This is a genomic window from Microbulbifer sp. CnH-101-G (assembly GCF_052466775.1).
In genome coordinates, this window is the sequence record NZ_CP174292.1 from 2,921,453 (window position 1) to 2,945,395 (window position 23,943).

General features: G+C 48.7%; 23 protein-coding genes. 6 read left to right on the forward strand and 17 right to left on the reverse strand.

Features of this window, described 5'->3' with window-relative positions; translation table 11 throughout:
* Positions 1-280: 280 nt before the first annotated feature.
* The 4 genes from ACJJID_RS12930 to ACJJID_RS12945 are packed head-to-tail and all read right to left on the reverse strand — an operon-like array spanning position 281 to position 2,692.
* Complete coding sequence (locus tag ACJJID_RS12930) at positions 281-1,129, reverse strand: CsgG/HfaB family protein (protein WP_444919837.1); 849 nt, start codon at positions 1,127-1,129, stop codon at positions 281-283.
* Between the two features lie 42 nt (positions 1,130-1,171).
* A complete protein-coding gene (locus tag ACJJID_RS12935; RefSeq protein ID WP_152454646.1) occupies positions 1,172-1,573 on the reverse strand; it encodes a curli assembly protein CsgF in 402 nt (133 codons plus the stop codon).
* Positions 1,573-2,007 carry a curli production assembly/transport protein CsgE gene (locus ACJJID_RS12940; RefSeq protein ID WP_444919838.1) on the reverse strand — a complete coding sequence of 145 codons (435 nt, stop codon included), beginning with the start codon at positions 2,005-2,007 and terminating at the stop codon, positions 1,573-1,575. The genes ACJJID_RS12935 and ACJJID_RS12940 overlap by 1 nt, the downstream gene beginning before the upstream one ends.
* Position 2,008: 1 nt before the next feature.
* Positions 2,009-2,692: a response regulator transcription factor gene (locus tag ACJJID_RS12945; protein WP_444919839.1), complete on the reverse strand. Its 684-nt coding sequence runs from the start codon at positions 2,690-2,692 to the stop codon at positions 2,009-2,011.
* 701 nt (positions 2,693-3,393) lie between these two features.
* Here ACJJID_RS12945 and ACJJID_RS12950 point away from each other — a divergent pair.
* A complete protein-coding gene (locus ACJJID_RS12950; protein ID WP_444919840.1) occupies positions 3,394-5,058 on the forward strand; it encodes an acyl-CoA dehydrogenase family protein in 1,665 nt (554 codons plus the stop codon).
* A gap of 42 nt (positions 5,059-5,100) precedes the next feature.
* Here ACJJID_RS12950 and ACJJID_RS12955 read toward each other — a convergent pair whose 3' ends face one another.
* Positions 5,101-5,457 carry a hypothetical protein gene (locus ACJJID_RS12955; RefSeq protein WP_444919841.1) on the reverse strand — a complete coding sequence of 119 codons (357 nt, stop codon included), beginning with the start codon at positions 5,455-5,457 and terminating at the stop codon, positions 5,101-5,103.
* The gene (locus tag ACJJID_RS12960; protein WP_444919842.1) at positions 5,432-5,944 is read right to left on the reverse strand and encodes a TonB-dependent receptor domain-containing protein; all 513 of its coding nucleotides are present in this window, start codon (positions 5,942-5,944) and stop codon (positions 5,432-5,434) included. Before ACJJID_RS12960 ends, ACJJID_RS12955 begins: the two co-directional genes overlap by 26 nt.
* A gap of 42 nt (positions 5,945-5,986) precedes the next feature.
* On the opposite strand from ACJJID_RS12960, the gene ACJJID_RS12965 reads away from it, so the two are divergent.
* Positions 5,987-6,337, forward strand: coding sequence for a hypothetical protein (locus ACJJID_RS12965; protein ID WP_444919843.1), 351 nt, complete (start codon positions 5,987-5,989; stop codon positions 6,335-6,337).
* Positions 6,338-6,497: 160 nt separating this feature from the next.
* Positions 6,498-7,340: a hemopexin repeat-containing protein gene (locus ACJJID_RS12970; RefSeq protein ID WP_444919844.1), complete on the forward strand. Its 843-nt coding sequence runs from the start codon at positions 6,498-6,500 to the stop codon at positions 7,338-7,340.
* Here ACJJID_RS12970 and ACJJID_RS12975 read toward each other — a convergent pair.
* The 5 genes from ACJJID_RS12975 to ACJJID_RS12995 form a co-directional block, all read right to left on the reverse strand.
* The gene (locus tag ACJJID_RS12975) at positions 7,329-8,069 is read right to left on the reverse strand and encodes an SDR family NAD(P)-dependent oxidoreductase (RefSeq protein ID WP_444919845.1); all 741 of its coding nucleotides are present in this window, start codon (positions 8,067-8,069) and stop codon (positions 7,329-7,331) included. The genes ACJJID_RS12970 and ACJJID_RS12975 overlap by 12 nt on opposite strands.
* 32 nt (positions 8,070-8,101) lie before the next feature.
* Positions 8,102-10,165: an aminotransferase class I/II-fold pyridoxal phosphate-dependent enzyme gene (locus ACJJID_RS12980; protein WP_444919846.1), complete on the reverse strand. Its 2,064-nt coding sequence runs from the start codon at positions 10,163-10,165 to the stop codon at positions 8,102-8,104.
* Positions 10,166-10,392: 227 nt separating this feature from the next.
* Entirely contained in the window at positions 10,393-10,797 is a 405-nt protein-coding gene (locus ACJJID_RS12985; RefSeq protein ID WP_152454655.1) for an NUDIX hydrolase, read from the reverse strand.
* 59 nt (positions 10,798-10,856) lie between these two features.
* Complete coding sequence (locus ACJJID_RS12990; RefSeq protein ID WP_444919847.1) at positions 10,857-11,972, reverse strand: phospholipase A; 1,116 nt, start codon at positions 11,970-11,972, stop codon at positions 10,857-10,859.
* Between the two features lie 315 nt (positions 11,973-12,287).
* Entirely contained in the window at positions 12,288-13,013 is a 726-nt protein-coding gene (locus tag ACJJID_RS12995; RefSeq protein WP_444919848.1) for a hypothetical protein, read from the reverse strand.
* A 622-nt stretch (positions 13,014-13,635) separates the two neighbouring features.
* Between ACJJID_RS12995 and ACJJID_RS13000 the strand changes: the two genes are divergently transcribed.
* Positions 13,636-14,574 carry a hypothetical protein gene (locus tag ACJJID_RS13000; protein WP_444919849.1) on the forward strand — a complete coding sequence of 313 codons (939 nt, stop codon included), beginning with the start codon at positions 13,636-13,638 and terminating at the stop codon, positions 14,572-14,574.
* 106 nt (positions 14,575-14,680) lie between these two features.
* Here the strand turns inward: ACJJID_RS13000 and ACJJID_RS13005 are convergent, their stop codons facing one another.
* The 4 genes from ACJJID_RS13005 to ACJJID_RS13020 are packed head-to-tail and all read right to left on the reverse strand — an operon-like array spanning position 14,681 to position 20,688.
* Positions 14,681-15,994, reverse strand: a complete 1,314-nt coding sequence (locus ACJJID_RS13005) for a lysine N(6)-hydroxylase/L-ornithine N(5)-oxygenase family protein (RefSeq protein WP_444919850.1) — start codon at positions 15,992-15,994, stop codon at positions 14,681-14,683.
* A 2-nt stretch (positions 15,995-15,996) separates the two neighbouring features.
* Complete coding sequence (locus ACJJID_RS13010) at positions 15,997-17,811, reverse strand: IucA/IucC family protein (protein WP_444919851.1); 1,815 nt, start codon at positions 17,809-17,811, stop codon at positions 15,997-15,999.
* Positions 17,808-18,788, reverse strand: a complete 981-nt coding sequence (locus ACJJID_RS13015) for a GNAT family N-acetyltransferase (protein WP_444919852.1) — start codon at positions 18,786-18,788, stop codon at positions 17,808-17,810. Before ACJJID_RS13015 ends, ACJJID_RS13010 begins: the two co-directional genes overlap by 4 nt.
* Before the next feature lie 34 nt (positions 18,789-18,822).
* Positions 18,823-20,688 (reverse strand): IucA/IucC family protein, encoded by a 1,866-nt coding sequence (locus ACJJID_RS13020; RefSeq protein WP_444919853.1) that lies wholly within the window; start codon positions 20,686-20,688, stop codon positions 18,823-18,825.
* Positions 20,689-20,866: 178 nt separating this feature from the next.
* Between ACJJID_RS13020 and ACJJID_RS13025 the strand changes: the two genes are divergently transcribed.
* On the forward strand, positions 20,867-22,084 hold the full coding sequence (locus ACJJID_RS13025; protein WP_444919854.1) for an MFS transporter: 1,218 nt from the start codon (positions 20,867-20,869) through the stop codon (positions 22,082-22,084).
* Positions 22,085-22,157: 73 nt separating this feature from the next.
* On the opposite strand, the gene ACJJID_RS13030 is transcribed toward ACJJID_RS13025, so the two are convergent.
* Both ACJJID_RS13030 and ACJJID_RS13035 read right to left on the reverse strand, forming a co-directional pair.
* Complete coding sequence (locus ACJJID_RS13030; RefSeq protein WP_444919855.1) at positions 22,158-22,667, reverse strand: GNAT family N-acetyltransferase; 510 nt, start codon at positions 22,665-22,667, stop codon at positions 22,158-22,160.
* 163 nt (positions 22,668-22,830) lie between these two features.
* Positions 22,831-23,049, reverse strand: a complete 219-nt coding sequence (locus tag ACJJID_RS13035; protein ID WP_444919856.1) for a hypothetical protein — start codon at positions 23,047-23,049, stop codon at positions 22,831-22,833.
* Positions 23,050-23,184: 135 nt separating this feature from the next.
* Here ACJJID_RS13035 and can point away from each other — a divergent pair, with 135 nt between their 5' ends.
* A complete protein-coding gene (gene can / locus ACJJID_RS13040; protein ID WP_444919857.1) occupies positions 23,185-23,841 on the forward strand; it encodes a carbonate dehydratase in 657 nt (218 codons plus the stop codon).
* The last annotated feature ends 102 nt before the right edge of the window (positions 23,842-23,943 follow it).

The window sequence follows — 23,943 nt, forward strand, 5'->3', positions numbered from 1 at the left end:
GACTTCGCCCACCGGAGACAACTATAGAAATATAAGAAGGGACAATAAATCAGAAGAAAGAATATTTTTCTTAAAAATAATGCGAAAATCTTAAGACTTTTGTATGAGACTCTTGATGATTAAGAGGATTTTCTAAGAGACCAATAAGAGGCCAGATGGGAAGCCGCACAAATTACACAAACTTACGCTCAAACACAAGGAAATATCCCCTAAAAGTAAAAGAGCGTAAGCTTTTTTAAAATATAGCCGACAGATATAAAAAAAAATAATCGAAAATTATTTAAAGTATTTTCACAGTAGCATCTGCATATTCACTCAGCACAGAGCTAGGAAATTCATTAACATCTTGCATTGCCCATAAATTGTTGGTTACACCGTTGGCGATTAAATGTATGACTGCTGACTCAATCGCAGAAAGAACACAAAGCTGAGCGGGGTCATTGGTCGTCATCCCTGCTTCAATTTCTAGCAATCGTTTATACTCCACGAATGTATAAACATCACCCTGTATTTGCCTTGATAGGATTTTTTTGCTTGTCAGAATACTATTTAAAACTCTACCAGTTCTAACATCAACTGCGCGTAAGTTAACAGTAACTTCATCTACTCGATATTGTTCATTGAGTCCAATTCCGAAATAACGGGCGCCGGCACCACCAGTTTTAATATTGGTATCATAGGCGACTATCCCGCCCTCCAACATTATATTGGCGGACATTAAGGATGGCAGTTCGAATGGTGCTGAAGATTCTTGCTCTTTGATTGCTGCTCGAATTATTTTCCGTTCAGTAAGCAAGTTTTGTAACCCTTCCCGCTCTAGAGTGACAAACCAACCTGACTCATTGAGCACTTGAACAAGCATTGAGGCAGCGCCTTGTGTTACGGCAGTAGAGAAAGAGCTGGATGGAGCTGGCCTATATTGACCAGTTTGATCGCTAAAGCCATAAACAGCTACCACAATCTTTCCCCTAGGGGGTGGCAGACTCAATAGATCCGCATAAGTACTCATTCTGTCCGTTAGAGTGGCTTTCTGTTCTCCAGGACCAAATAAGGCCTCACCAGTATCTTGAAAAAAAGTACAACCACTCAAAAGTAAAACAGAAACTATAAATATTATTCTCACCGCCATCACCACCACCCATAAAAACAAACCATCCGCTGGCCAATTAAATCAGTTACCGGGATTTAGGCCAACGACTACAATCTCAGAAAGCTCTCCTGTGACAGCATCTGTAATAGTTATAGTCAAAGTACCATCTACATCGAGTATATTTACAATGAAATCATCAGTTACCAAAGTACCGTCATTACCATTGCCAACATCAGTAAGTAACTGAGATAACAGTCTTGACTCAAGGGTATCTGTAAATCTATCGAGTGATGATGAATCAGAGTAAGGCGATTTCCCTGCTTTAGGATCCTTCTTACTATTCTGTGCACTGGCGTTGTTTAATAAATAATTACCATTGAGAGGGTTACCTCCAAAAGATGGGTTTACTGGGGTATATATAAGTTCTGTCGCAGAAACAGAAGTAGACAACAGAATAGCAACCAAAAGTAATGAGAACCGCACTACAGCTCCTCCCCGGCCAAATCTAAATTTTGTGAAAATAATGCCTGCAGTCTCTGCTGCCTAACATTGTTGTTTATTTGAGCGACAGCTTGCTCAACTACCTGACCAAAACGCCTTCGACCTGGATAGATAACAGTCCTAAATACTTCTTTATTTTCATAATCTACCCATACAACACTACCCCATCTCGCAGAGGGCCTCTCATGAACAGTAAGGTTATAATCAAAGTCTGATAGATTGGACGAAATATAAAGAGAAAGAGAGCGTGCAAACTCATGCCCTATACCGCTCACTGTATTATCTATAACTAGTCCAGTAAGAATGGACTCTTCGCTCTCAGAAAGTACTGACTCCTGAGAAATTGATGAGACTGGCAAGACTCCTAAAGAAAAAACCAATAAAAGCTTAAAGCAAAGTAAATAAAGTTTTCCCATATCACAAATTCTGACTTGCCCAACTACTTGCTTCCAGCCTGTTCTTACAACCAATCTTCTTATAGACTTTATACAAATGGCTTTTTACAGTGTGTTCACTGACACATAAGACTTCAGCAATATCAGCATTTGTTCGACACTCGCAGATAAGCTCTAATATCTGCCTCTCTCTTTGAGTGAGATTTGAGGAGGAGCTCATCCACCTTTTGGGACGCCTGTGCTGCCGAAGAAAATTATGTAATACCTCTCTAGGAAACCAATACTCTCCAGAGAATATCCTGCCTAACCGTTCCATTATGACACCAGGCTCAGACCTAGCAGGCATGAGCCCGAGCACTCTCTCCCAATGCAGGACAAAGTCAACTTCATTAGGGTCATCAACATTTAAAAGAATAATACTGGGTGGATTAATAGAGGCGTGAATGTCTCGCAATAAATGATCGAGATCTGACTTCAAAAGACCCACGCAGTCTAGCAACACATAATCAGCTTTTAGTCCACCAATAGAAAAAGATGGGGTACGCTGCACGATAGAACATCTCGTATTAAACTCTTCCTCAATATGTCCCGCAAAAATTGAACTCTGTAAGTTGACCGAAGAAGTTAAGAAAGCAACTGCTGGCCCCTTACAAACTTTTTCCGGTGAAACAACTTTGAGACGCGCATAATCCTTATGCAAATTCATCTGGGTTCCCCCAACACGCATTCCTTTAAGATTTAATCTGACGTTCTCTTACTTTTTTATTATTTTCTGTCCGTAGCATATTTGGTATGAGCTAAATCTATTCGATCAACCCTAACACTGCAACAGGTAGTGAAGCAGATAACAAAAATTCAATCTTAAGTGTGCCAACAAATAAGACAAAAGTCATCTTTTAATACAAAGGTATTACAATTTCACAGGATTACATCTCCGGAGGACATGCTTTTGTATAAAGCTAAAAGTATTTTTAGAACATAGACAATAGCAAAAAAATTGTACTAATCCGCATATTTAATGGATTTATTTTAACCAAAAGGTAGCCGAAAATTTCCACCTGGAGCATCAGAATGCCCCCGCTTACCGACACAAGCCAAACCATAAAAAAATTGAAAAGACATCTATCCAACTACTTTCAAATAAAGAATATGTTTCTCATAAAGAAAACGATATTGTTTTGAATAAACTACATACGAATTTTATATGAACCATAAATTATTCATGCTCCTTATATATCTCATCGAAATCGATCAGTGTTTAAATAACGTACAAAGGTAGGCTACTTTATAGTTTTACATTGGTAGTATCTGATTATTTATTCCATCGGGAAACTGGCAAATTTGTACCAAATAGACCAAGCCTAGAGACCTTACCCCTCATATTTGTAAACCCTAGAGGCCCTGATCATGAGCGATCAACTTCACCCCTCAGCCCATGCAACTACTCATCGCATAAACAATCAAACCCCACCCCTATGTGGACACAACCTATATGCTGGCGATCAAGCTCTATTTGATTCAGTACACCTCAATGGTGGACATTGGGCTGAGGATAATTTGCAGCGTTATGGTGAGGTTTGCGGAAGACCTGAAATGATAGAGCGGGGTTATGCTGCCAATGAGTTCAGGCCAATATTTGAAAGCCATGATCGAACCGGTAACCGCATAGATCTAGTACGCTACCACCCCTCCTACCATCAGCTTATGCAACTAGCTTTATCAGAGGGCCTACACAGCTCTCCATGGAGCGCCCCCCGCAATGGGGCCAATGTAGCTCGAGCTGCAAAGAATTATTTACATTGTCAACTTGAAGCGGGTCACGGCTGTCCTATAACAATGACTTTTGCCGCTATTCCCTCGATAAAATTAAATCCAGAGATAGCGGAGGAGTGGATTCCCAAGATCCTCAGTCGCGGCTACGATGGCAGTAACCGCCCATACTTTGAAAAACACTCCCTCACTATTGGCATGGGTATGACTGAGAAGCAGGGAGGCTCGGATGTACGGGCAAACACATCCACTGCCGTCCCTATGGGGGATGGTACCTACGAGCTTCTCGGCCATAAATGGTTCATGTCTGCGCCTATGTGTGATGGTTTTCTGATTTTGGCTCAGGCGCCTGGAGGCCTTTCCTGTTTTCTGGTTCCCAGATGGCGTCCAGATGGAAGCAAAAACCCACTGGAAATCCAAAGGCTCAAAGTAAAGTCTGGTAATGTATCCAATGCTTCATCAGAAGTTGAGATGCGAGGTGCTTTGGGGTGGCTACTGGGTGAGGAGGGCCGAGGGGTCAACGCAATCATCAAGATGGTAGCAATCACCCGTTTTGATTGTATGGTCGGATCCTCTGGGGGCCAGCGACAAGCCGTGGTGCAAGCAATTTATCACGCAGCACAAAGAGAAGCCTTTGGGAAAAAGCTAATAGACCACCCCCTAATGCAAAATGTCCTTGCGGACCTTCAATTAGAGGTTGAGGGATCTGTTGCCCTAACAATGCGTATGGCTAGGGCGATGGACCATGAGGATCAAGAACATGAACAAATGCTACTCCGACTGGGAGCGGCAGTCGGCAAATATTGGATCTGTAAGCGCAGCCCCCATCACGCCTATGAGGCTATGGAGTGTTTGGGCGGGAATGGAGTTATTGAGAACTTTATCACCGCCCGTCTCTACCGAGATGCGCCAATTAATGCTATCTGGGAGGGGTCCGGTAATATCCAGGCCCTTGATGTACTGCGGGCTATCATGAAAACACCCAGTGTGGTTAACCACTGGTTGGATGAAATGACAACAAGCATTGGTGTTGATGTCCGGTTCGACAAAGCAGTAGATTCTCTAAAAAAAGAACTTTCCGACTTGGACCAATTTGAATACCGAGCACGCGGTATCGTAGATAAAATGGCAATCACAATGCAGACACATCTACTACTGCAGGCTGGCAATCAGTCTGTCAGTGATGCTTTTATTCGTTCAAGGCTGGAAACAAGAGGAGCACATAGTAGTGGAAGCCTACCAAAAGGTATAGATATCGAAACACTACTCAGACGAGGTGATCCACTTACAATAAATAATTAAGAAAGCTCAAAAAAACAACTCGCCAACAGACGAGTTGTTTTTTTAAAAAGTAAAACGTTCGGCTATAAAACTGTAGCGAAAAACCAATTGTCCACAAACTCCGCAATACTCTACCTGCTTGGGTCTATCTTTATCACCTATGTAGTAAGTTAATGGTTCATTGGTAAGATTTAAGGCTTCAGCAAAGACAACCAGCTTGTCACTCAACGTGTAATTTGCGCTCATATTCAGGCTAGTATAAGGCCCATAGTATTGATCTTCATTTTTATTAGCATCATGCTCATCAATATACTCGCCCTTATGATTTTGAGTCAGGCGAATGGAAAAAAGCACCGTCGTCATAATAGGTAGAGAGATTATGCAATAAACCGGCTTAACGAGAAATTGGTACAGATTCATCTCGACCCGGAATATGCATTTTTGAATCCATTAAGGTAACATTTGCTGAGACCCCAATATTCGGCAGGAATCCTGGCAAGAAATCTAACTTGTGAACCAGGATAAACTCCAAGCCTCTCAGCGAGGTATTATCACCATTATCCGGGCTATAAACCTCAACTCCAGAAACCCCATTATACGCTCCCTCTTTCACATCTGTAAAAATTGGATCAGTAATATCTTTATAGAAAAGACCCGCAGATAATATCCCCGAATTATTGAAATAATATTCGTACAACACATCAAAGTTCCAGGAGTAAGTGGGTTCAAGATCTGGATTACCACCTATAAACTCATTATCGTGCCCGGCATAGTAACCACCTGGATTGAGATCACCAAAATCTGGTCTTGCAAAGGTTCTAGTTAGTGCAAATCTGAGATAACTCTCTTCTGAGAATGCATACTTTAGATGCGCCGAAGGCAAAATGGATAAATAATCTTTATCCACATTAATAGCAACTTCTTCTCCGCAGATCAGGAGCAAGCAGGCTTGGTTTTAAATGGCCTTTCCGATGCGGATTTTACCGTACACGCTATAGAGGAAATTTCTTCTGGGCATGTGGATTTTCTATTCCTACATCTGGATGATCCCTATGGTGCCGGTCACAGTTCCTGTTTTGGCGATCGCTATAACGAAAGTATTCAGACGAGTGATACACAACTTTGTGAGCTGTTAGATGCCGTAGATTCGCGCATTGCTAGCAGAGAAGAATGGCTGGTGCTGGTAACCACAGACCATGGTCGCGATACCCTGGGCTGTGATCATGGATTACAGACGGTCAATGAGAAAACTATATTTATTGGTAGTAACCAACCATTAAATTCTGAGCACAGCGATTAGGTTGAGGATATCCATAATAAAAACTTCGATGGTATTTATGGCTATTCGGTACAAACGTCGATAGCCCTACAATACTGCGTTTTATGGGTACCGATCTGCAGACAACCTGGAAACTGGATGGAAATCCATTGATTGGCACAGCCCTGGCACGCGTAAATTGATGTCGGCCAGTAATATATCCATCAATTGGTATTCCATAGGTAGCGGCCCAGTAGAAATCTATCAGAACGATCGACTTATTGATGTAGTAGACGCTAGTACACGGAGTTGGACTGACTACACAGGCGTTCAGGGCATTCTAGATTATGTACTCGTCAATAACGATACCCCAGTCGCTCTGCGTAAAAGCGCCCCGGAGATTATTGCTGGTCTCGACTGGAACGGCTCGCGCGCATACTACTTTCGTGGAGACAACCATTATGTTCGCTATAACAAAATTCTAGACAAAACCGCAAATGATTATCCACGTACAACAGATAACAGTAGTTGGTCAGGATTAGAAGATTATGCCAATCAGGTTGTCGCTGCCTTTAAAGCCAATAGTGATAAAGGTTATTTCTTCTTAAGCGATGGAGGTTACCTGCGTTACGACCTCAATGATGATCAGGTGGACTCCGGCTACCCCAAACTCGTGGATAACAATAGTTGGCCAGGTATGGCTTCCTACGCGTCAAAAATTCGTGCAGCCTTGAAGTGGTCGAATAGCAAAGTCTATTTTTTTCTGGAGGAGGGAAATTATTTGCGCTATGACTTGGAAGATGATCGGCTTGACAGTGGTCACCCAAAACCTATCAATGACAATACTTGGCCGGGGCTCGGCGCCTATGCTACGAAGATTACGGCGGCCCACCAGTGGAACACGTTTCGCGCTTATTTCTTCCTGAAAAATCAACGCTATATACGCTATTACATCACCACTGACCAGGCCAACAGCGGATATCCGCGAATAACAGACGATAACACCTGGCCAGGCTTGAGAGCCCCTGATTACCTACCAGGGTAAGCGACTACCATCCCAAAAAAACAGGTTGCCGCTATCGGCAGGGGCGAGTTGTTGCAGTACATCTACAATACGCCCGGCACTCAGTGCCGGGCTGTATAATTTGCCCGGAGCAAGGTTACTTTGGAATGGTTTCGAAAGTGCCGTATCCGTCGTTCCCGGATGGATTGCCACCACACAACTCTGTTCCAGGCGGCGCCCCCATTCAATAGATAGGTTTTTTACCAGCATATTGAGCGCTGCTTTGCTGAAACGGTAGCTATACCAACCCCCTAGAGCATTGTCACCAATACTCCCCACTTTGGCTGAAAGGGATGCCCACAGCAGCGGCTGCTTTCGCAGTAACTTCCTGTCCAGAGCCTGGGCCAGGTGCAAGTGAGTCAGAAGGTTGATTCGCATGGACTGTATCAACCAATCATCCTCACATTGAGCCAGGGATTTTTCCGGGCCATGGAATGCATCGTGTAACAGCCCACAGCAATGAATCACCCAGTCGGGCGGAGAGGAAAACTCAGAGAGAAAGGTCTCAACGGATTTAACAGAGTGCTCATCAGCGAGGGAAACCGCCAGGTGCCGACGCTCCCCGGCATGCCCCGGCACCCGATCCACAGCGGCGCGACTCAAAGTTACCAGTGTAATATCGGGATAGCGTCGAACTATTTCAGCGCCTATTGCACGAGCCAAACCGCCCGAAGCCCCAGCAAGCAATACCGTCCTTGGTTGATCAAACATACCGGCCTCCATGCCGGATAGCTCATATCGTTTTATTTAGTCTTTTTAGCACCGGACTTCTTGTCTTTGACTTCTTCAATGCCTGGCACATCCTTAACCACGCGCAGCATGGGTTCATCGGAGCGGAAAATCAGACCGTGAATCTCCGTGGTATTTTGCCCCTGTAATAACTGCTGTAGGAACTGCACGATCTGTGCGGAAATTTCCTGCCCGGGAACCAGTACTGGAATACCCGGCGGGTAAGGCACTATCTCATCAGCGCTGGTGCGGCCAACCAGATTCTGCGTAGCGTTAACGCCGTTATCCATCAATGGCAGCTCTTCTGTCTCAGCAAAGTAGGCATCCGCTGGCAGACAGGTAAAGCGGGTGAATTCAGGCAAACGACGCGGTGTACCCACATGGATACGCTTATGGGTATTGCCCGCCAGCTGTTTGAGCGCGTGAATCAGACGCAGCAATTTACTCTCAGTGCTCCCCAGAGTTACCAATACCGTGATGGTATTGTAGGTGGTCTTTTCCACCTGAATACCATACTGGTCAAACAGCTTGATCTGCATTTCATTGCCCGAGTAGCCACTGCGGGAAATATCGATCGTTACCTTGGTGGGGTCCAGGCGGATGTTGTCGCCAGACAGGGGCTCGGCAATCAGGTCGTCGCGAGTCAGGGCGCGGAATACGCCTGTTTCGTTCACTGCGCATCGCAGAGTTTCCACCATCTGCAGGCACTGCTTGAGGCGCCCGTAACCCTCCATTGCCATCTGCTTGCGGGCTACATCAAGACTGGCAATCATGGCATATTGCGGACTGGTGGAAGCGTGCATGTTCAGGTTTTCGCGGAAGCGGAACTCGTCAAAGTCCGGGTCCTGCACATGAATCATGCTGGCCTGGGAGAAGGCCGACAACATCTTATGGGTACTCTGGGTTACGTAGTCAGCGCCACACTCCAGCGCTGTCGGACGCAGTTCCGGGTGGAAGAAACCGTGGGCAAACCAAGCCTCATCGACCAGCACCTTAACCCCGCGCTCATGGGCGTAATCGATGATGGGCTTCAGATCGTAACGCAGCCCGTCGTAGGTGCAGGAGGTGATAACCAATAGACGCGCATCACTGTGTTCATCCAGGGCCGCCTCAATATCAGAGCGCTTCACCGGGCCATAAATGCCGAATTCTGGGTGCAACACCGACTTTAGGTAGACCGGCTCACAGCGGTTCATCACTATCGCATGGTGAACCGATTTGTGGCAGGCCTGGTCGACAATAATCTTACCGCCCCCACCGAGGATCTGTTGAATCACTACTTTGTTGGCGGTGGAGGTGCCATTGGTCAGGAAAAAGGTATGGCGCGAGCCAAATGCCTGGGCCGCGAGATCCTGTGCTTCCTGGATTACCGAGTGCGGTTCCAGCAGGCTATCCAATATCTGCACCGAAACAGACAAGTCGGTATTGAAGACGTGCTCGCCCATAAAACGGTAGAAATCCCCCACCCAGGGGCTATTGCGCAGACTATCGCCACCAGAGTGACCGGGGGTATGCCAGGCGTCACGTGCGGAGAACACATACTCTTTCAGGGTATCGGCAAAGGGAGTGGAGGCTCGGCGGGCAATAAACGCCTGCACTAGGCGGAACATGTGGTTAAAGTTGCCTTCCCGGCGGTCAAACAACTCATCAAAACGCCTGCGCAGACTGGCCAGTGACTTAACGCCACTCTTACCCGCCAAAGGTGTGCCGCCAGCGACATCACTCTGAGCCACCAGAAAAATATTGAGCTGGGAACGAAGTGCATGTATCTGGTCGGCAAGCATATCAGCGGCCTCCAGCCCCTGAGCATCGGTGCCACCATCCACGATCATCGCTTGCAGGCGGCCTTCCTGCAGCGCCAGATTTTCAACCTCCGCAGGAACCACCGCCTCAAAAACCAGGCCGAAGGGATTCTCATGCAGAGCTGCGGTATTGTTGAGGGCGCTAACCCAGTCTCCCGCCAATTTGCTGTCTGCGCTCACCAGCGCTACGTGGCATTCCAGCTTCTGTGCGCTGTGCTTCAGGTTGCCCAATTCAGGCATCTTCATGTCCAAACCCATATTCTTATCCACCAGCATAGCCCGCAACTTCTCGAGGGCCGCTGCTTTAATTATTCAACTGTTTGATTTTATTAACTTTTATTAAGTCCCCCGGCAATAGCGGAGAATCTGGAGTTCTTGGGTAAAAAACCAGGGGGCAAATACTAATAGAGAGAACTAGGGAATTCCGCGATGTCAGAGCTTTTGGCGAAAATCGCCAAAAGCGTGCTGACCGACCAGATCTATTGCCAAGGAAGGGGATAAAGTTAGAACTTTGCGCTGCGAACAACGCCATCGAACTCGAGGCAGTCCCTGACTCTCTGCCGCTGCACCTCGGAGAGGCGCTCAAGGGGAAAATACGCTACCTCTGAGTGCTCACTAGATAGGGTGATGTGCCTTCTATCGGTGAAGCGGGCGCGAAAAATAAAAACATGGGAGTTGTAGACCTTGTGGTAATAGACACCACTGAGGTATTCGATACCCACCTCCCGGCCCAACTCCTCACGGCACTCTCGCCGCAGGGCCTCGTGGATAGTCTCTCCCGGGTCCAGGGCGCCACCGGGAAGCCCCCAGCTGCGATTGGCATATGTTGCCAGCAACTGTAAGACTTCCCCCGCATCATTGGTAATCACCGCATGCGCGCTGAGTCGGTAACTGTCTTCAAATCCCATCGGTTCCTTCCCTGAACCACTTCTCCCTGAACCACTTCTGACTCACCCTTTAACAGGGGCTAGAACCCCTGAGCCAGGGTGAAACCAAAGCCAAGAGTCTGCACTGACTCATCGTAGTCAATCAGGCTTTCTCCGTAACCGTTAAAGTAGCGAATATAGCCATCCACACGGTCACCAAGGGGGAAGCCCCAGGTGAGCTCAAAGGCACCGTGGTTATCTGAGCGCAAATTGTTGCGCACCATAACGGCTATGGTGTGATCGCCATCCCGGTAGCGCCCACCCAGCTCAAAATGCCCCATGTAATGCTCTATATCCGGGTTGTCATCATCGTCACGGTCCTCCGGGAGGCGATACCAGGGCTTGATGCCAACGGAAAAATTATCCTTCTCAAACAGGAAGTTAGCGTATACCCGGTTCCAGCTTCGGGAATAGGGCTCATTGCGGCCATTGGACTGGTGGTTGAAGGCAATCTGGTTCGCCACATTTTGCCAGCCAAACAAACTCCAATCATTGAGCCAGGTTAGAATCAACTCCGGTTCGTGGTTGGTTTCACGAAAGGGTGATGAGTTATCGGAGTTATAGGCCTGCCAAAAGCTGCGGTTGGTGTAGGCCACACTCATAAATGAGGCACTGCCGAGAAAGCCCCGCCACACGGGTACCTGCACTGACAGCTGGAATTGCACCTCGATATTATCCAGGTCTTTACCTTCACCTTCATAATCCGACAAGCCGCCCTTCTCGGGAGACGGGTTATAGGTAAATGGCAATATATAGTTGGTCTTATGGGAGGCCAGGGTAAAGGGATTGCTGGCAGCATCGCGAATAGCTTGGGCACGACCACCGAGCAGGACCTTATCCGTGGGCAGTTCCTCTGAGTACTCCTCCACCACCGGATCGACCTCAAAGAAATCCTCCTCCAGACCCAGCTGAGCCCTGACCCGGTCAGCACAGAGCAAGCGAATCTCCCTCAGAGTGGTCTCAGCAGAAGAAATCAACAGCTGCTCTTGCAAACACTGTTCCTGCTGTTTTTCCGGTGCTTTTTCCAGCTCCTTGAGCTCTACCTCTGTCTCTTCATCGATACTGGCCAGAGCGACATTAAAGGGTAACTGTGAAGTCACAACTAAGGCGATCGCCAGTGGCATCCCCCAACGGGAATTAGATTTGATAAAAGGCAAAATGGCTCCCCCATTAGCACAATAGTGACGCAAGCTTACACTGCGGTTCTGAAAAAATCCCGCCGTATAAATTTGTCAGTACTTTCTCAAAGACCTGTTACGGGAGGTTGACTAGGATGCCCACTGGAGGCTAAAAGTTCAAAACACTGAGAAAGGAAGGCATTTGGGGATAATTTTCACGAGTCGTAGAAACCCTGGAATCTTATCAAGGTGAATGAGACGTCAATCAATATTCATTATTCACAGGACTGATAATTCAGTTGTGTTCACAAACTTCTGCCTAAGTGAACACAACCACAGAAAAGAGAAGGGATATTAAAAAAGCAGGCTGGTTAGACTGGGGGACCACTCCAGGTCTCTGAGCCGAACCTGCCACAGGCGACCAGTACTGGAAGGCCAATCATAACCAACCAGCAAACTACGGTTATCGACATAGCAGTGCGCATCCCGTTCAGCTTCATCGCCCTGATAAATATAACCGCTAATATCCGAACCCAGGTCCTGGGTGCGCTGGCTAGCCTGGTCTCCTGCCATAATTCGTGCAGTGCGGTGACTCACTCTTGGTGACAATAATTTGCCCCGCTGGGAGGGGTCCACAATATCCGGAGAAACAACCTCTAGGCCTGCTGGGTGTTTTATCAGTGTTTTCAATAGCGGCCCCATAAAAACTCGCATCAGAGGAAACAGCAGACGGTTATCACCACCCACCCGCAATTCCTGCGGGCCATTGGGCCCACTCCAGCTTGCCTTTATTTCATCACCTAAACGGGGAGAGTGCCCCTCAGGAGAGCATAAGTGATACTGGGCAGTGACTTCGTCAACCTCATCGCGCCAGCTCACTTGGCACTCGCTCACCAAACCATTACTTAAGAGCGCAAATACCTCTATGCCGAAGCCTCGATCGCCCACCAGCCTCTGACTGACCAGAGAGCGGCGCCCCTGGGCGTCAAAGCCCAACTGCCAGCTGTCCTGTACGGGCATTTCGCGTCCGTCGCAGCTGTAGTGATAACGCCCTTGTGCAAGGGTTGAGTTCAAACGCATTACAGATTTCCTCCCTGCTCACTGCATGCACTAGACCAATGGTTCAGTACCCAAAAAGTATTGCACAAGGTGTATTGGGCACACCGGCTTTGGCACTTTATTCAGCTATATATTTATAGTTTTTTTGAGAGGTTATGATCACAAATAAGTGGTTTTAAAATAGATATATCCCAACGCTATCAAAACGGAGGGCTTGAGGATTTACGGAGACTATTCAGCTCTCACCTAGACCATTTCCAGAGGAAATACAGAAATAATTGATAAAAAAATCAGACTTTGAAAGAATTCGTTAATAAACTCCAAGTTAATGACAAGCTTGGAAACAGGAAAAGCAATCTCAAAGGCCGAGCAGTGTTTTTAAACGATTACTTTAATTGCGATTAAAAAACCGGAGTTAAGTCCGACATTTACCACATGAGCCTGGAAGTGATTTTTCAGTCGTCATAAACGCTTTGAAGATCAGCCAAAAATCCTGAGCTAAAAAATAATATCGCGCCAACTTTTTGCGACAAATGTCTTAACCTACCAAGCCATACTTACAAAGAAGGCTGGCTTTTCTTATTAAGAAACGGTATTAAAGAATAAATCTGATTCGACGATTCAATAAAAATGAGTAGCCAATATGCCAACCTTTGCCTACCAATCCATTAACTCTAACGCCAGTACCAATCGTGGGGTGAGTGCCTCCAATAGCCAACACTTCACTCGCGTTACCCACAATCACCAAGCTGCTCAACAAGACCCCTGGTTTTTGGTAATGCCAACGGCCGAAAGCCTGGAACCCCACATTCCGATCTATGGCCCAGCCCAGCTGGTTGCTCAAGCACCACAAGGTTATATGGCCAAAGGCCAACACAATAACGGTCAGTTTCTTAGCATGATTGAAGGTAAGGCGCGGCAAACCCACCAACATCTCTATCGCTCACTCAGGAAGCCTTGTGACCTGTTGGTATATGGCGAAATGGATGGAGCCCATAGCGAATGGGGTTCCATGCAGCAGCACGCAGGCGGTTTGGTGGGATCAAGCTCTACCGGTAAAGCCTGTAACAGCTTTAGCGTTCATGCTGCCAATACCACTCAACACCAGGTTCTGGGTTCGGGCATGGGCTGGATCGCGGTAAAGACAGGTAATGTGAATGCTGTATTTGTGCATGTCCCCAACAGCATCGCCAAAAGTGAAGCACAGGCGACATTGTTCTACCAAAATATTAATAAATTTTTATTACAACAAGGGCACGGTGGTATTGATCTCGTGATGGGTGATACCAACCAAGGCAGCAACAGCTTTACCCCGTCAGTAATTAGCCGAGCAACAAACAATATATTTCGTGACGCTCACCCCGCTACTGAGGTGACGCCTTCGGACTCTTACCAACGCAGTTTTTCCGGCACCAATAGTACCGCTAGTCAAAAATATGATGTAGCTGTCTACAACACTGCAACCATCAAAATTGTTAATGTGGACTATCTATCTCAAAGCACGGTGGTCAGCATTAATGGAGCCAATAAAGCCGCTGCGGTTACTGACCATATGGGTATTTTTATTGACGTTGCCAAATGATACTTGGGACGATGATATTCAGAGGAAGGATTGTAGAAACATATTTTTTCCATGACCGGCCTCTCTGGTGGGCACCAGAAGGTCGGTCACGGTTTCCCCTATAAACTTACGCTACAGCAGCTTGCTGAGTTTGAGGGGTAATCCATTTCATAAAGTTGCTGGTTTGCTGGTTGTCATACACAGCACTGCCATGCAAGTCATTCACCACTTGCGCAGCACGCCAGGACGATAGACTCAGCTGTGGTTCAGCAATTCCATGGCTGGTACGGCCCGTGCCAAGGAAATACAAACGGCGACCACTCTCATCACCGCTGAGTTTTGCCGCAAAGGCATCATCCAGTAACAAACGACCCTCTGCATCACGGGCGATATGTTCCTGTAAGGGCGCCAGGCAAGGGGGCAAAGCTTCGCAAAGGCCGGTGCACAAAATAACGATATCGGCATTTATCCATTCGGTACCGTCCGCCTCTCCCAGCAGGTGATTTTCCAGCTGCAACTGGTAGTCACCACGGTGAGACATATCCATCAGTTCGCGGTTAGGCATTAATGCCACTCGCTCAGCATCTTTTTCCAGGTGCACAAGGCGATAGAACAACTGGTAAAGCTCCTTGAGAGTATCCGGGGAAATACCATCGGAAGCCAGCTTTTGCTCTGCGACAACTTCTTCACGACGCTGTGGGCTCAATTGACGGAAAACATCGACATATTCCGGGGTAAACCAGTCATTGGTAAACGGTGTCTCATCCAACGGCAAGTAGTTGCTGCGGCGGGACACCCAGGTTACCTGCTGCGGACGACCCCAGTGTTTGCTCAGAAGATTAATAACCACTTCTGCACCTGTCTGACCGCCACCGACCACGGCTACACGCTTACCACTGACATCTGGATTACGCAGGGCAATTTCCAGTGCATGGAAACAGTTGTCTGAAAGGAATGGGCGACTGCACTCTGGGATATTCGGTTTTTTACCAGCGGCAACACATAAATTCTTGGCAAACACTTGCTCGCGGCCATTGGGTCCATGTACATCCAGCTCAAAGTATTCACCATTATCCACCACGCTTTGGACACGGCTACTCATTTGAATGGAATCCAGGCGACGCGCAGCCCAAGCCAGGTAATCGGCAAACTCACGGCGAGTTACGGTGCGCTGCTCCGCATGCAGGAAGTCATAGAAACGCTTATTTTCCACCAGGTACGCCAGAAAGCTGCAAGGGTTGGTGGGATCGACCGGTGTCACCAGATCCTTCAGATAAGAAGTCTGCATCATAGCGCCAGGCAACATTAAACCCGGGTGCCAGGAGAATTCCGCTTTAGCATCAAAAAAGCGATGGCTCAAAGATTTGTTCCGCATCAGAGCGGCAACGGCCAAATTAAAAGGACCGGCTCCGATACCGGCGAGATCTAGGATATTACTCATAATTAAGCCTCTAAAGCGGAAGCGGTTTCAGGTTGGTTTTGTTGTGACTCTTGTTCAGCGAGCCAAAGTGGATTGGTCAGGTCTCCACCGACAATGGGGACAGGACGCTCGGCACTGTCATCGTAGCCCTGGCGCAAACGCACGCGATTAATACAGACACGTTCAATATGAGGACGGAATAAATTAAATTGCTGGAAACGCTCTGTCATATCAGCGTTATCCTGTTGCGCAGATTTTTGATAGCGGCGCAAAGCCTTAGCTAAAACGCCGTAGAACTCTAGCTCACCCAAACCTATCTCTGTCATCAATTGGGCAGACAAATAGCGCAGCACTGTGACAAAGTGGCCAGTGAACAGGTCGTGAATAATATAATTCGCTGGCAGCTGATCGAGGACCTGTGCCGCAGACTCTGGCAGGTCTGCACGGTCCGGGAACTCACCCTGGGCGAGGCGTAGGTCTCCCTGGAAATCCTTTAAAAGAACGCGCACCACTTTGTTATCGCGCAATACTAGTGTCAGATTTTGTGAGTGCGCCACCAGGCCTATGCCATAGCGGCTAAGCAGGTGATAAAGCGGCACCACCGTAGCGTCGAACAGGTGCGTGAGCCAGGCTTCTACAGAGAGACCGGAAGCCTCTATCAAAGCGGCAGCCACAGATTTACCGCCGGCATCTTTTTGCAGTAGCGCAGCCATTAAAAGGTGGCGCTCACCTTCTGCACACAAGCCCGCCGGACTCTGCCGCCAAGTGGCTCCCAGTAATTCACGGTAACGATAAGGCGTGCCCTCAACCGACTCTTGATGTAAGTGCGGCACATGTAGTCCGGCTACTTCCTGTAGAATCTCTGTACCGCGTAACTGCAGTTGCTCATCACGATCACAAAGTGACTGCATCCACTCGGATAATGCCGGCCCGCAGCGCATAAACTTGCCCGGAATCCCACGGTAGCAAGAAGTATTTAATACCGTTAACGGCAGCTTTACATGCAAGGCGCGCGGGCGCTCAAGGTTTGACAGAGTGCGCAGTGATACCTGAGGCAGATAGCTATCGCCAAATTCACCGAGCAGGACCAGATCGCCGTGGAAAATTTGTTGTGCATAATGCTGGCGAATATGATGTTGCCACTGCCATGGATGTACAGGCAATGGCAAAAACTCTTGCCAGCTGACCCCTTTTTCACGACAAGCACGATCCAGCTGCTGCAGCTGTGCCTCATCCAAGCTCTCGGCTAATAGCTGTGGCCAATCCCATTGCTCGCTATTGCCACTCACGGCCAAATCCCGACGAACGGCTAACCATAAAAGCCGAACCCCCTGAGCCGCCTCCGTGCCGTAAGCATTAAATTCCTGTGCTCCCCAACCGATACGCCCTTTATTCACCATGGCCTTGGGGTGCCCATCCAGCAGGCATTGCAATTGTTCATCTGGCAATGTGGCCAGAGCCTGAGCATCCAGCCCTTCGCGCTTTTGCAGTAGGACGACATCGGCAACCAGAGTATTGGCAAGTTCATGCAATAAATTGCCCAGTGTGCTGGAAGTAGCCTCTAAATCTTCGCTAGCATCGATAAAAAACTGTGCCGCATCATCTGCAGGCAATGCCTGCCCTTCAAATTGCCGCTCGATGGTTTGCGCGTCAATCAACAGCCAGTCCCAAACTGTCAGCTGGCCCTTAAAGCTATAAATAACACCTGATTTAAGAGTCACAGAGTAACGGCCTGCACCCTCGTCCTTAGCGATAAGTGCCTGCTCGTAGCAGAGCTCCGCTAATGACTTTACCAACAGAGTCCTGTTGACCTGCTTCCAGTATTTATCCGTGCTCATACTCCCCCCATGCTCCGGAAAAATTCATCCCGCTTGCACATCACCAGTGCAGCGCGCTTGTGCGGAAAATCAAACTCTTTAATTTTTTTCCAGCCAAAGGTGCCGTTGATATACTTGAGTAAGGCGCGGTTATCTGCGCGCGGCTCTCCAACTAAAGTTTCGGTGCGCGCATCGTCCAGAAACATAAAATGACTAACACCATTGAACCAAGCCTGGGCAAAGCGCCCGCCCAAAAAACGCTGGTTGCCAACTAACATATGCGCGCCGCGATCAAATGGCTGGCAGTCATAGTAGGGTGCAATACGATCTTCGAGAGCCCAATAAATTTCAAAGTAGGCAAAGGGCTCATCGTCAAAGCAGGCAATTAACGGGTGCTTGTGGGGGTCCTGCATCACAGAGTCGATAAACTGTCTCTGTTTCTCGGCATCGCCCTCTTCCTCCCAAAAAAGCGCAACGCGTTCCTGGTTCATCCAGTCCGTAAAACGCTCCAAATCCTCCTGCGGGTCCAGATGACGCAAACTAAAATCCATTCCCAAGGAGTGAAAGTGGCGACGGTAAACCTCTCCTTTTGGCGGTTCTGCACGGAGAGGGTGACGCCCCCCCTGCTCATTCACCACCCACTGCAGTGGAAACTTGCCACCATTGTTGCCCTGATACCAAAGCTCGGTCCGCTGATAAAAGCCACTGCGGGATACACGGCTAACGACAGTATCTTCTTCTGCGATATCAATAGTTTGAAGTGTCGCATTCAGCGAAAAAAACCAGTCGAACCAAAGGTCCAACTCTGCCAGTTGATTATCACCGGACAGCAGAATAAAACGCGCAGTTTCTTGTCCGGGGGTATATTCAATCTGAAAATAATTTTCGCCACTTGACTGGCAACGATATCCGCCCGCAATAGTTTGCCATGCGCGCCCATCGGGGAGCTGACCGCGCTCCCCTGAAGAAATTTCAAGCGCAGCTGTTGAGCTGGTCATAATTCTTTCCTTTCAATTTTCATCGACACAGGTTTCAGGCTTCCGCAGTTTCAGTTTCTACTGCCGCTTGCAGTGGATTCGCCATGGTGTGATAGATGGAAAGCGGGTCATCGGTGGTCGTTTCATTCATACCGATCACCGCACATTGAAAATTGCCTTTTGCCCAAATTTCATCGGCAGTGAGCAAGTACTCCAGACAACTGCGATCACGTCTCTGCCCTTCATAAAGTAATTGCAGGCGTTCACGCAACTGACGTAACAACGCATGCTCAGATAATAATCTCGCAGCGGAAAGCGCACAGATCAAACCAAAGCAGCTATTAACAATCAGGTAATAAACAAACAGGCGATTGGCCATCTCTTCATCAATAACATTCTCACTGTCCTGGGCCAGATCAGGCAGGTAAGGTTTGAGCAGTTCCTCGCCCAGACGGCTATAACCACTGCCCTGACAGTCTCTGAAGTAACCTGCCACCGGTAGGGCACCATCGAATGACAAAATCAGGTTTTGCTGGTGAGCACCAAATAAAATGCCGAAATCGGCCTGGGCGATCAGCAAAGGTTCGATCACTGCATCGAGAAAAGCGTTGAACCAACGCTTGGTAGCGGCTTCTGTGGAAATTTTTTCCTCTTCAGCAAGCCGCTGCACCAACTGTGCAGCCCGACAGGGATCACCATCGGGATGATCCTGGGTCAGAGTGGCCAGCAAGCAAGTATTTTCTGCAGAGGATTCCAGGAATGGGTTTTCCCTGAACATTACCAGGCTTTCTATAATCTGCTCGCCACTGCTATCGGCAAGCATCAGATAAGCGGGTTCCGCCAATACATGAAAGCGCGGGTAGCGGCTGGCAAACTCCTGTCCCAGTGGCGTATTGCGAACTTTTAAAACTTCGAGACCGCGCACCATTTCTTTTGGCTGCAAGGTGCGCACCGAATTTGTCAGTCGCAAGCTGAGGGAAAACTTCAGCATATAAGGGCTTTTGCCACTATAAATAGCGCGCAGTGAGGAGGTCGCCCGCCATGGCTCACCCCCTTCGCCCAGCTCAATAATTTTTCCGCTCGCAACTAACTCTGCAACACGAGGATCTTCACCGAGTTGACGCCATTGCCAGGGATGTGCCGGGATAGCTACAAACCCTTGCGGGGCTGCCGGAGCAGCCTCTGTTGCACGGACCAGTTCGGCAAACTGCGCTTCACTGATTTCCGCCCCACTGGCTCCGCGTAAATAATCCGGGTCCACCCCCAACCACACCAGGGCAAAGCTATTGCCAAATTCTGGTGCAAAACGTTCGGCATCCTCATCGGTGAATGGATCACGGCTTTTAGGGGTCGGGTGAATAGAGTGGCCACACAAAAGTGCCTGCTCCGCCTCGGCAAAAGTCAGCGGCTGCGTAAATAGCTTTTCAGTATCGGCTCTGCGTGCTGCCAGCGCCTGAGCCATGTTTTTTACGCTGGCCGAGACCCGACGGGTAAACTGCACTCTCGACTCTGTGGTAGCGCCGGGAAAAAAAGCGGGCTCCTGTGCAACCAGCTGCGCCGCTTCGGCTAGCTCAATAGCTTTGCTGGCGCCATCCGTAGTTCTCCATACCATAGGTAAGGCGAACTGATGCCTGCCACATTCACTGCGGTAAGAGGCATTCAACCAGAGTTCGTCACCACTGGCGGGCAGAGGAATACTCACCGCTGGCACACTGATGCCTTCGGGGAGTTGCTCGCCAGTCCGCTCATGCCAGACAGCACTATCCGTTTCTCGGATTAGCGCATTGAAGAAACAGTTGGCTGACATTCTTTCCGCAGCCATATTGACCTCGGTAAGCCCGGCGGTCATAACTGGGTTTTGAGCAAAAGCATCGCCATCAATGCAGCCGGCATTAGCCGCATCGGATTGAGGATTATTCATGGTGGTGATTCTTTTTTGAGCTAAATCTAAGTGAGAATGGTTTGCATTAGCCTTATGATGCAGGTAAATTTCTCGCACTTCAAGCCCGCTGCTAGAGAAATTATCTGGCTGTGAACTCATGCACAGGAAAGGGTCGCACTTTTTTGTGCATTCTTATTTATTTGTTGTGGAGCCCCGGATGCGGAAACCCCAGAACCGCTCAAAGAATCACCAGCGTAAAATCAATATGGTGGTGGCCAGCCAGGGAGCCGCCCAGGTTGTCCTCCTGACTCAAATTCCGCTCATAGTCGAGCGCTGCGGCCTAAGCCTGGCCAGTATTGGGGGGCTTGTAGCCCTGGGTACTTTTTGCCTGATGATTGCCGGGCCACTCTGGGGGGAAATGGGTGACAGGATTGGCCGCAAGCCAGTACTGCTCGCAGGCTTAACCGGTGCCCTACTGGCCCAGTGTCTTTTTGTTGCACTGCTAGTAGCCATGTCCCAGGGATATCTCGACGAAGGCAACGCTCTTATCGCACTGGCGATCAGCCGAATTATTTATGGATTAAATGCCGCGGCCATCTATCCCTGCTGCCAGGCTTGGGCCATCGACTTGGGAGAAGCGGATAAGCGCTTATCCATTCTTTCAGGCTTGAGTGCGGCAGCCAATCTGGGACGAGGTCTCGGCCCCCTGCTTGCCCTGCCGGCACTTCTGGCTGGTGCACTGTGGCCGTTGGCCTGGTTAATCCTATTACCGTTAAGTGCCCTGCTGCTAACTGCCGGATTGCCCAAAGGCGAGAGTCATGTGCCGGAAGTACAATCCCCCGATAATTCTTCTCTTCCCCCCGGCGCTATTGCGCTTTTTGGCACCGCTCTACTGGGTACCGTTAGTGTCGGTCAGCTACAGGTGGTTATGGGCCCTGCTCTTCAGGATCTCTACGGCCTCAGCGCTATGAGGGCTTCGTCGACCACCGCCGTATTGTTGGCTGCGGTGGCGATTTGTGGATTTCTAGTTCAAGTGGGGTTGGTGCGAAAGCTCAAAGCGCCACAAATGAGTTTTATACTAGGAGTGACCTCCCTGTGCACGGGCACCATATTGCTAGCTAGTACCTTGGGTAGCCTGTTCGCCGCTGCCGGACTACTGATCTTTGTGGTGGGGGTCGCTTTTTTGGTGCCGGGCTACAGCGCGCTTTTAAGCCAATCGCAACAGCGTGGCGGCAGGCTGTTTGGGCTGCTGTCACTGATGCATACCGGTGGCTACACCATCGGCTTTGCTGTCGGTGGCTGGCTGTATGAGAGAGAACCACAGCAACCCTTACTTGGATTGCTGATCAGCGTCTCCTTAATCGCGCTTTTTGCCGTAGTCGCCAGCTTGATCGGCAAAAGGAAAAAACTGCAGCAGGCGCAATACGACTGTTAAATCTGTATCTAATGGATCGAGAGGAGGGGTGGCTAGATGCCACCCCCCAAAACTTACCAAAATTTACTAAAGCTCAAAGGTAACGCTGCCAAAATTCTGCCTGACCAAATTCTTCTTCTAAGGTGTAGGGTTTGAAGCCCACCCTGCGGTAGGCATTCTTTGCCGCAAGATTTTTTTCCAACACCTCCATCGTCAGTTTGCAACACCCTCTCTTTTTTGCCTCTTGCGCCACAAAATCTATCATTGCGGCACAAACGCCCTGCCCGCGGGCACGCTCGCTGACGATAACATCGTGAATATTCACCAGGGGCATACACGCAAAAGTCGAAAAACCGGTAAAACAATTCACCAGGCCTAAGGCTTTATCATCGTCATAGGCCAGTACACTGAAAGCACCGGGAAAATCCGCGAGTTTAGATACCAATTCATTGCGGCACTGCTCCGGTAATGGCCCCCCGCCACCAAAGGGATGACGGGAGTATTCTTCCATTAAAGTAATGATATCTTCAGCATGGCGGCGGTCTGAATAATTCGCCAGAACCACGTGAACTGCAGTGGAGGTCTCCTGGGTAACCAAGGCCATTTTTATTTCTCCGAAATTTTTTCTGCTGGAAAAGCTCGCAACGGCTCATTGGACCCTATGTAAACAAATTTCTGATAATTTGGCGATTAATACTCAAAATTTAAGTTGGTCGAGCTTTTCTGCTCATTTCTTTCTTTTCTGGAATCCAACAGAGAAGAGAAAATCAACCCAAGGGCTCCCTTTCCAGCTCTTGATTAAGTGGAATATCCACCTCGCCCGCAGCATCAACAACATCTATCTCTTCAGCGTTAGAGAGGTAGCCACGCAAGCGGGTTCGCCGGACCTGCAGCTGTCGCATACGCAAACGGTGCCGATCGACAAATCCAGAACGCACGGATCTACGTTGTCGTCTGCTGGGACCCGAGTGATTTCGCCTCGCCATTATTCTTCCCTTTATAAGACCCAAACCTAAAAACTAGTCATCCTTGAGGTTAGTTCAAACCCCCTTGGCCCGCAGGAATAAAGTCGCTATCCTGCCAACATAATGTCCAATTGGTCATCTCAGGATACAACAGCATTGCACCCGCTAGATCATCTATTAAAAAATAACCACCAATGGTCCGAAGCCACCCGCAAGGAAAACCCGGACTTTTTCCTCAAGCTGTCCAAGCAGCAATCACCAGAATATCTTTGGATAGGCTGCGCAGATAGCCGCGTGCCGGCTAATGAAATTGTCGGCCTGCTGCCCGGTGAACTGTTTGTACACCGCAACGTCGCCAATGTAGTGGTGCATTCAGACCTCAACTGCTTATCTGTTTTGCAGTACGCCGTAGAGATTTTGAAGGTGAAGCACATTATTGTTTGCGGCCATTACGGCTGTGGCGGTGTACAGGCAGCCCTACACAACGAACAACTCGGTTTAATCGACAATTGGTTGCGCCACATTCAGGACGTGCGTGACAAGCACCACACTCTGGTCGACCTATTCCAGGAGCAGCAGCGCACTGACCTACTGTGCGAGCTCAATGTCCTTGAGCAAGTCATCCATATCTGCCAAACCACAATCGTGCGCGACGCTTGGCGCTCAGGGCAGCCACTCTCCGTCAACGGCTGGGTCTATGGATTGAAAGACGGCTTGGTACACGACCTGGGAATATCCATTCGCCACCCCGGAGAGATCGCGGATGTGTATCAGAATGCGCTGGCCACTATTTCCCAGGGCAATAACGAATAGCAGCGCCCTCATACAGTCTCCCTTATATTTGCCTAGGGTCTGTTAACAATAAGTACCCAACCCCGGCTGCCTTAACAGCCGGAGACTGCCAGTTAACGCGGG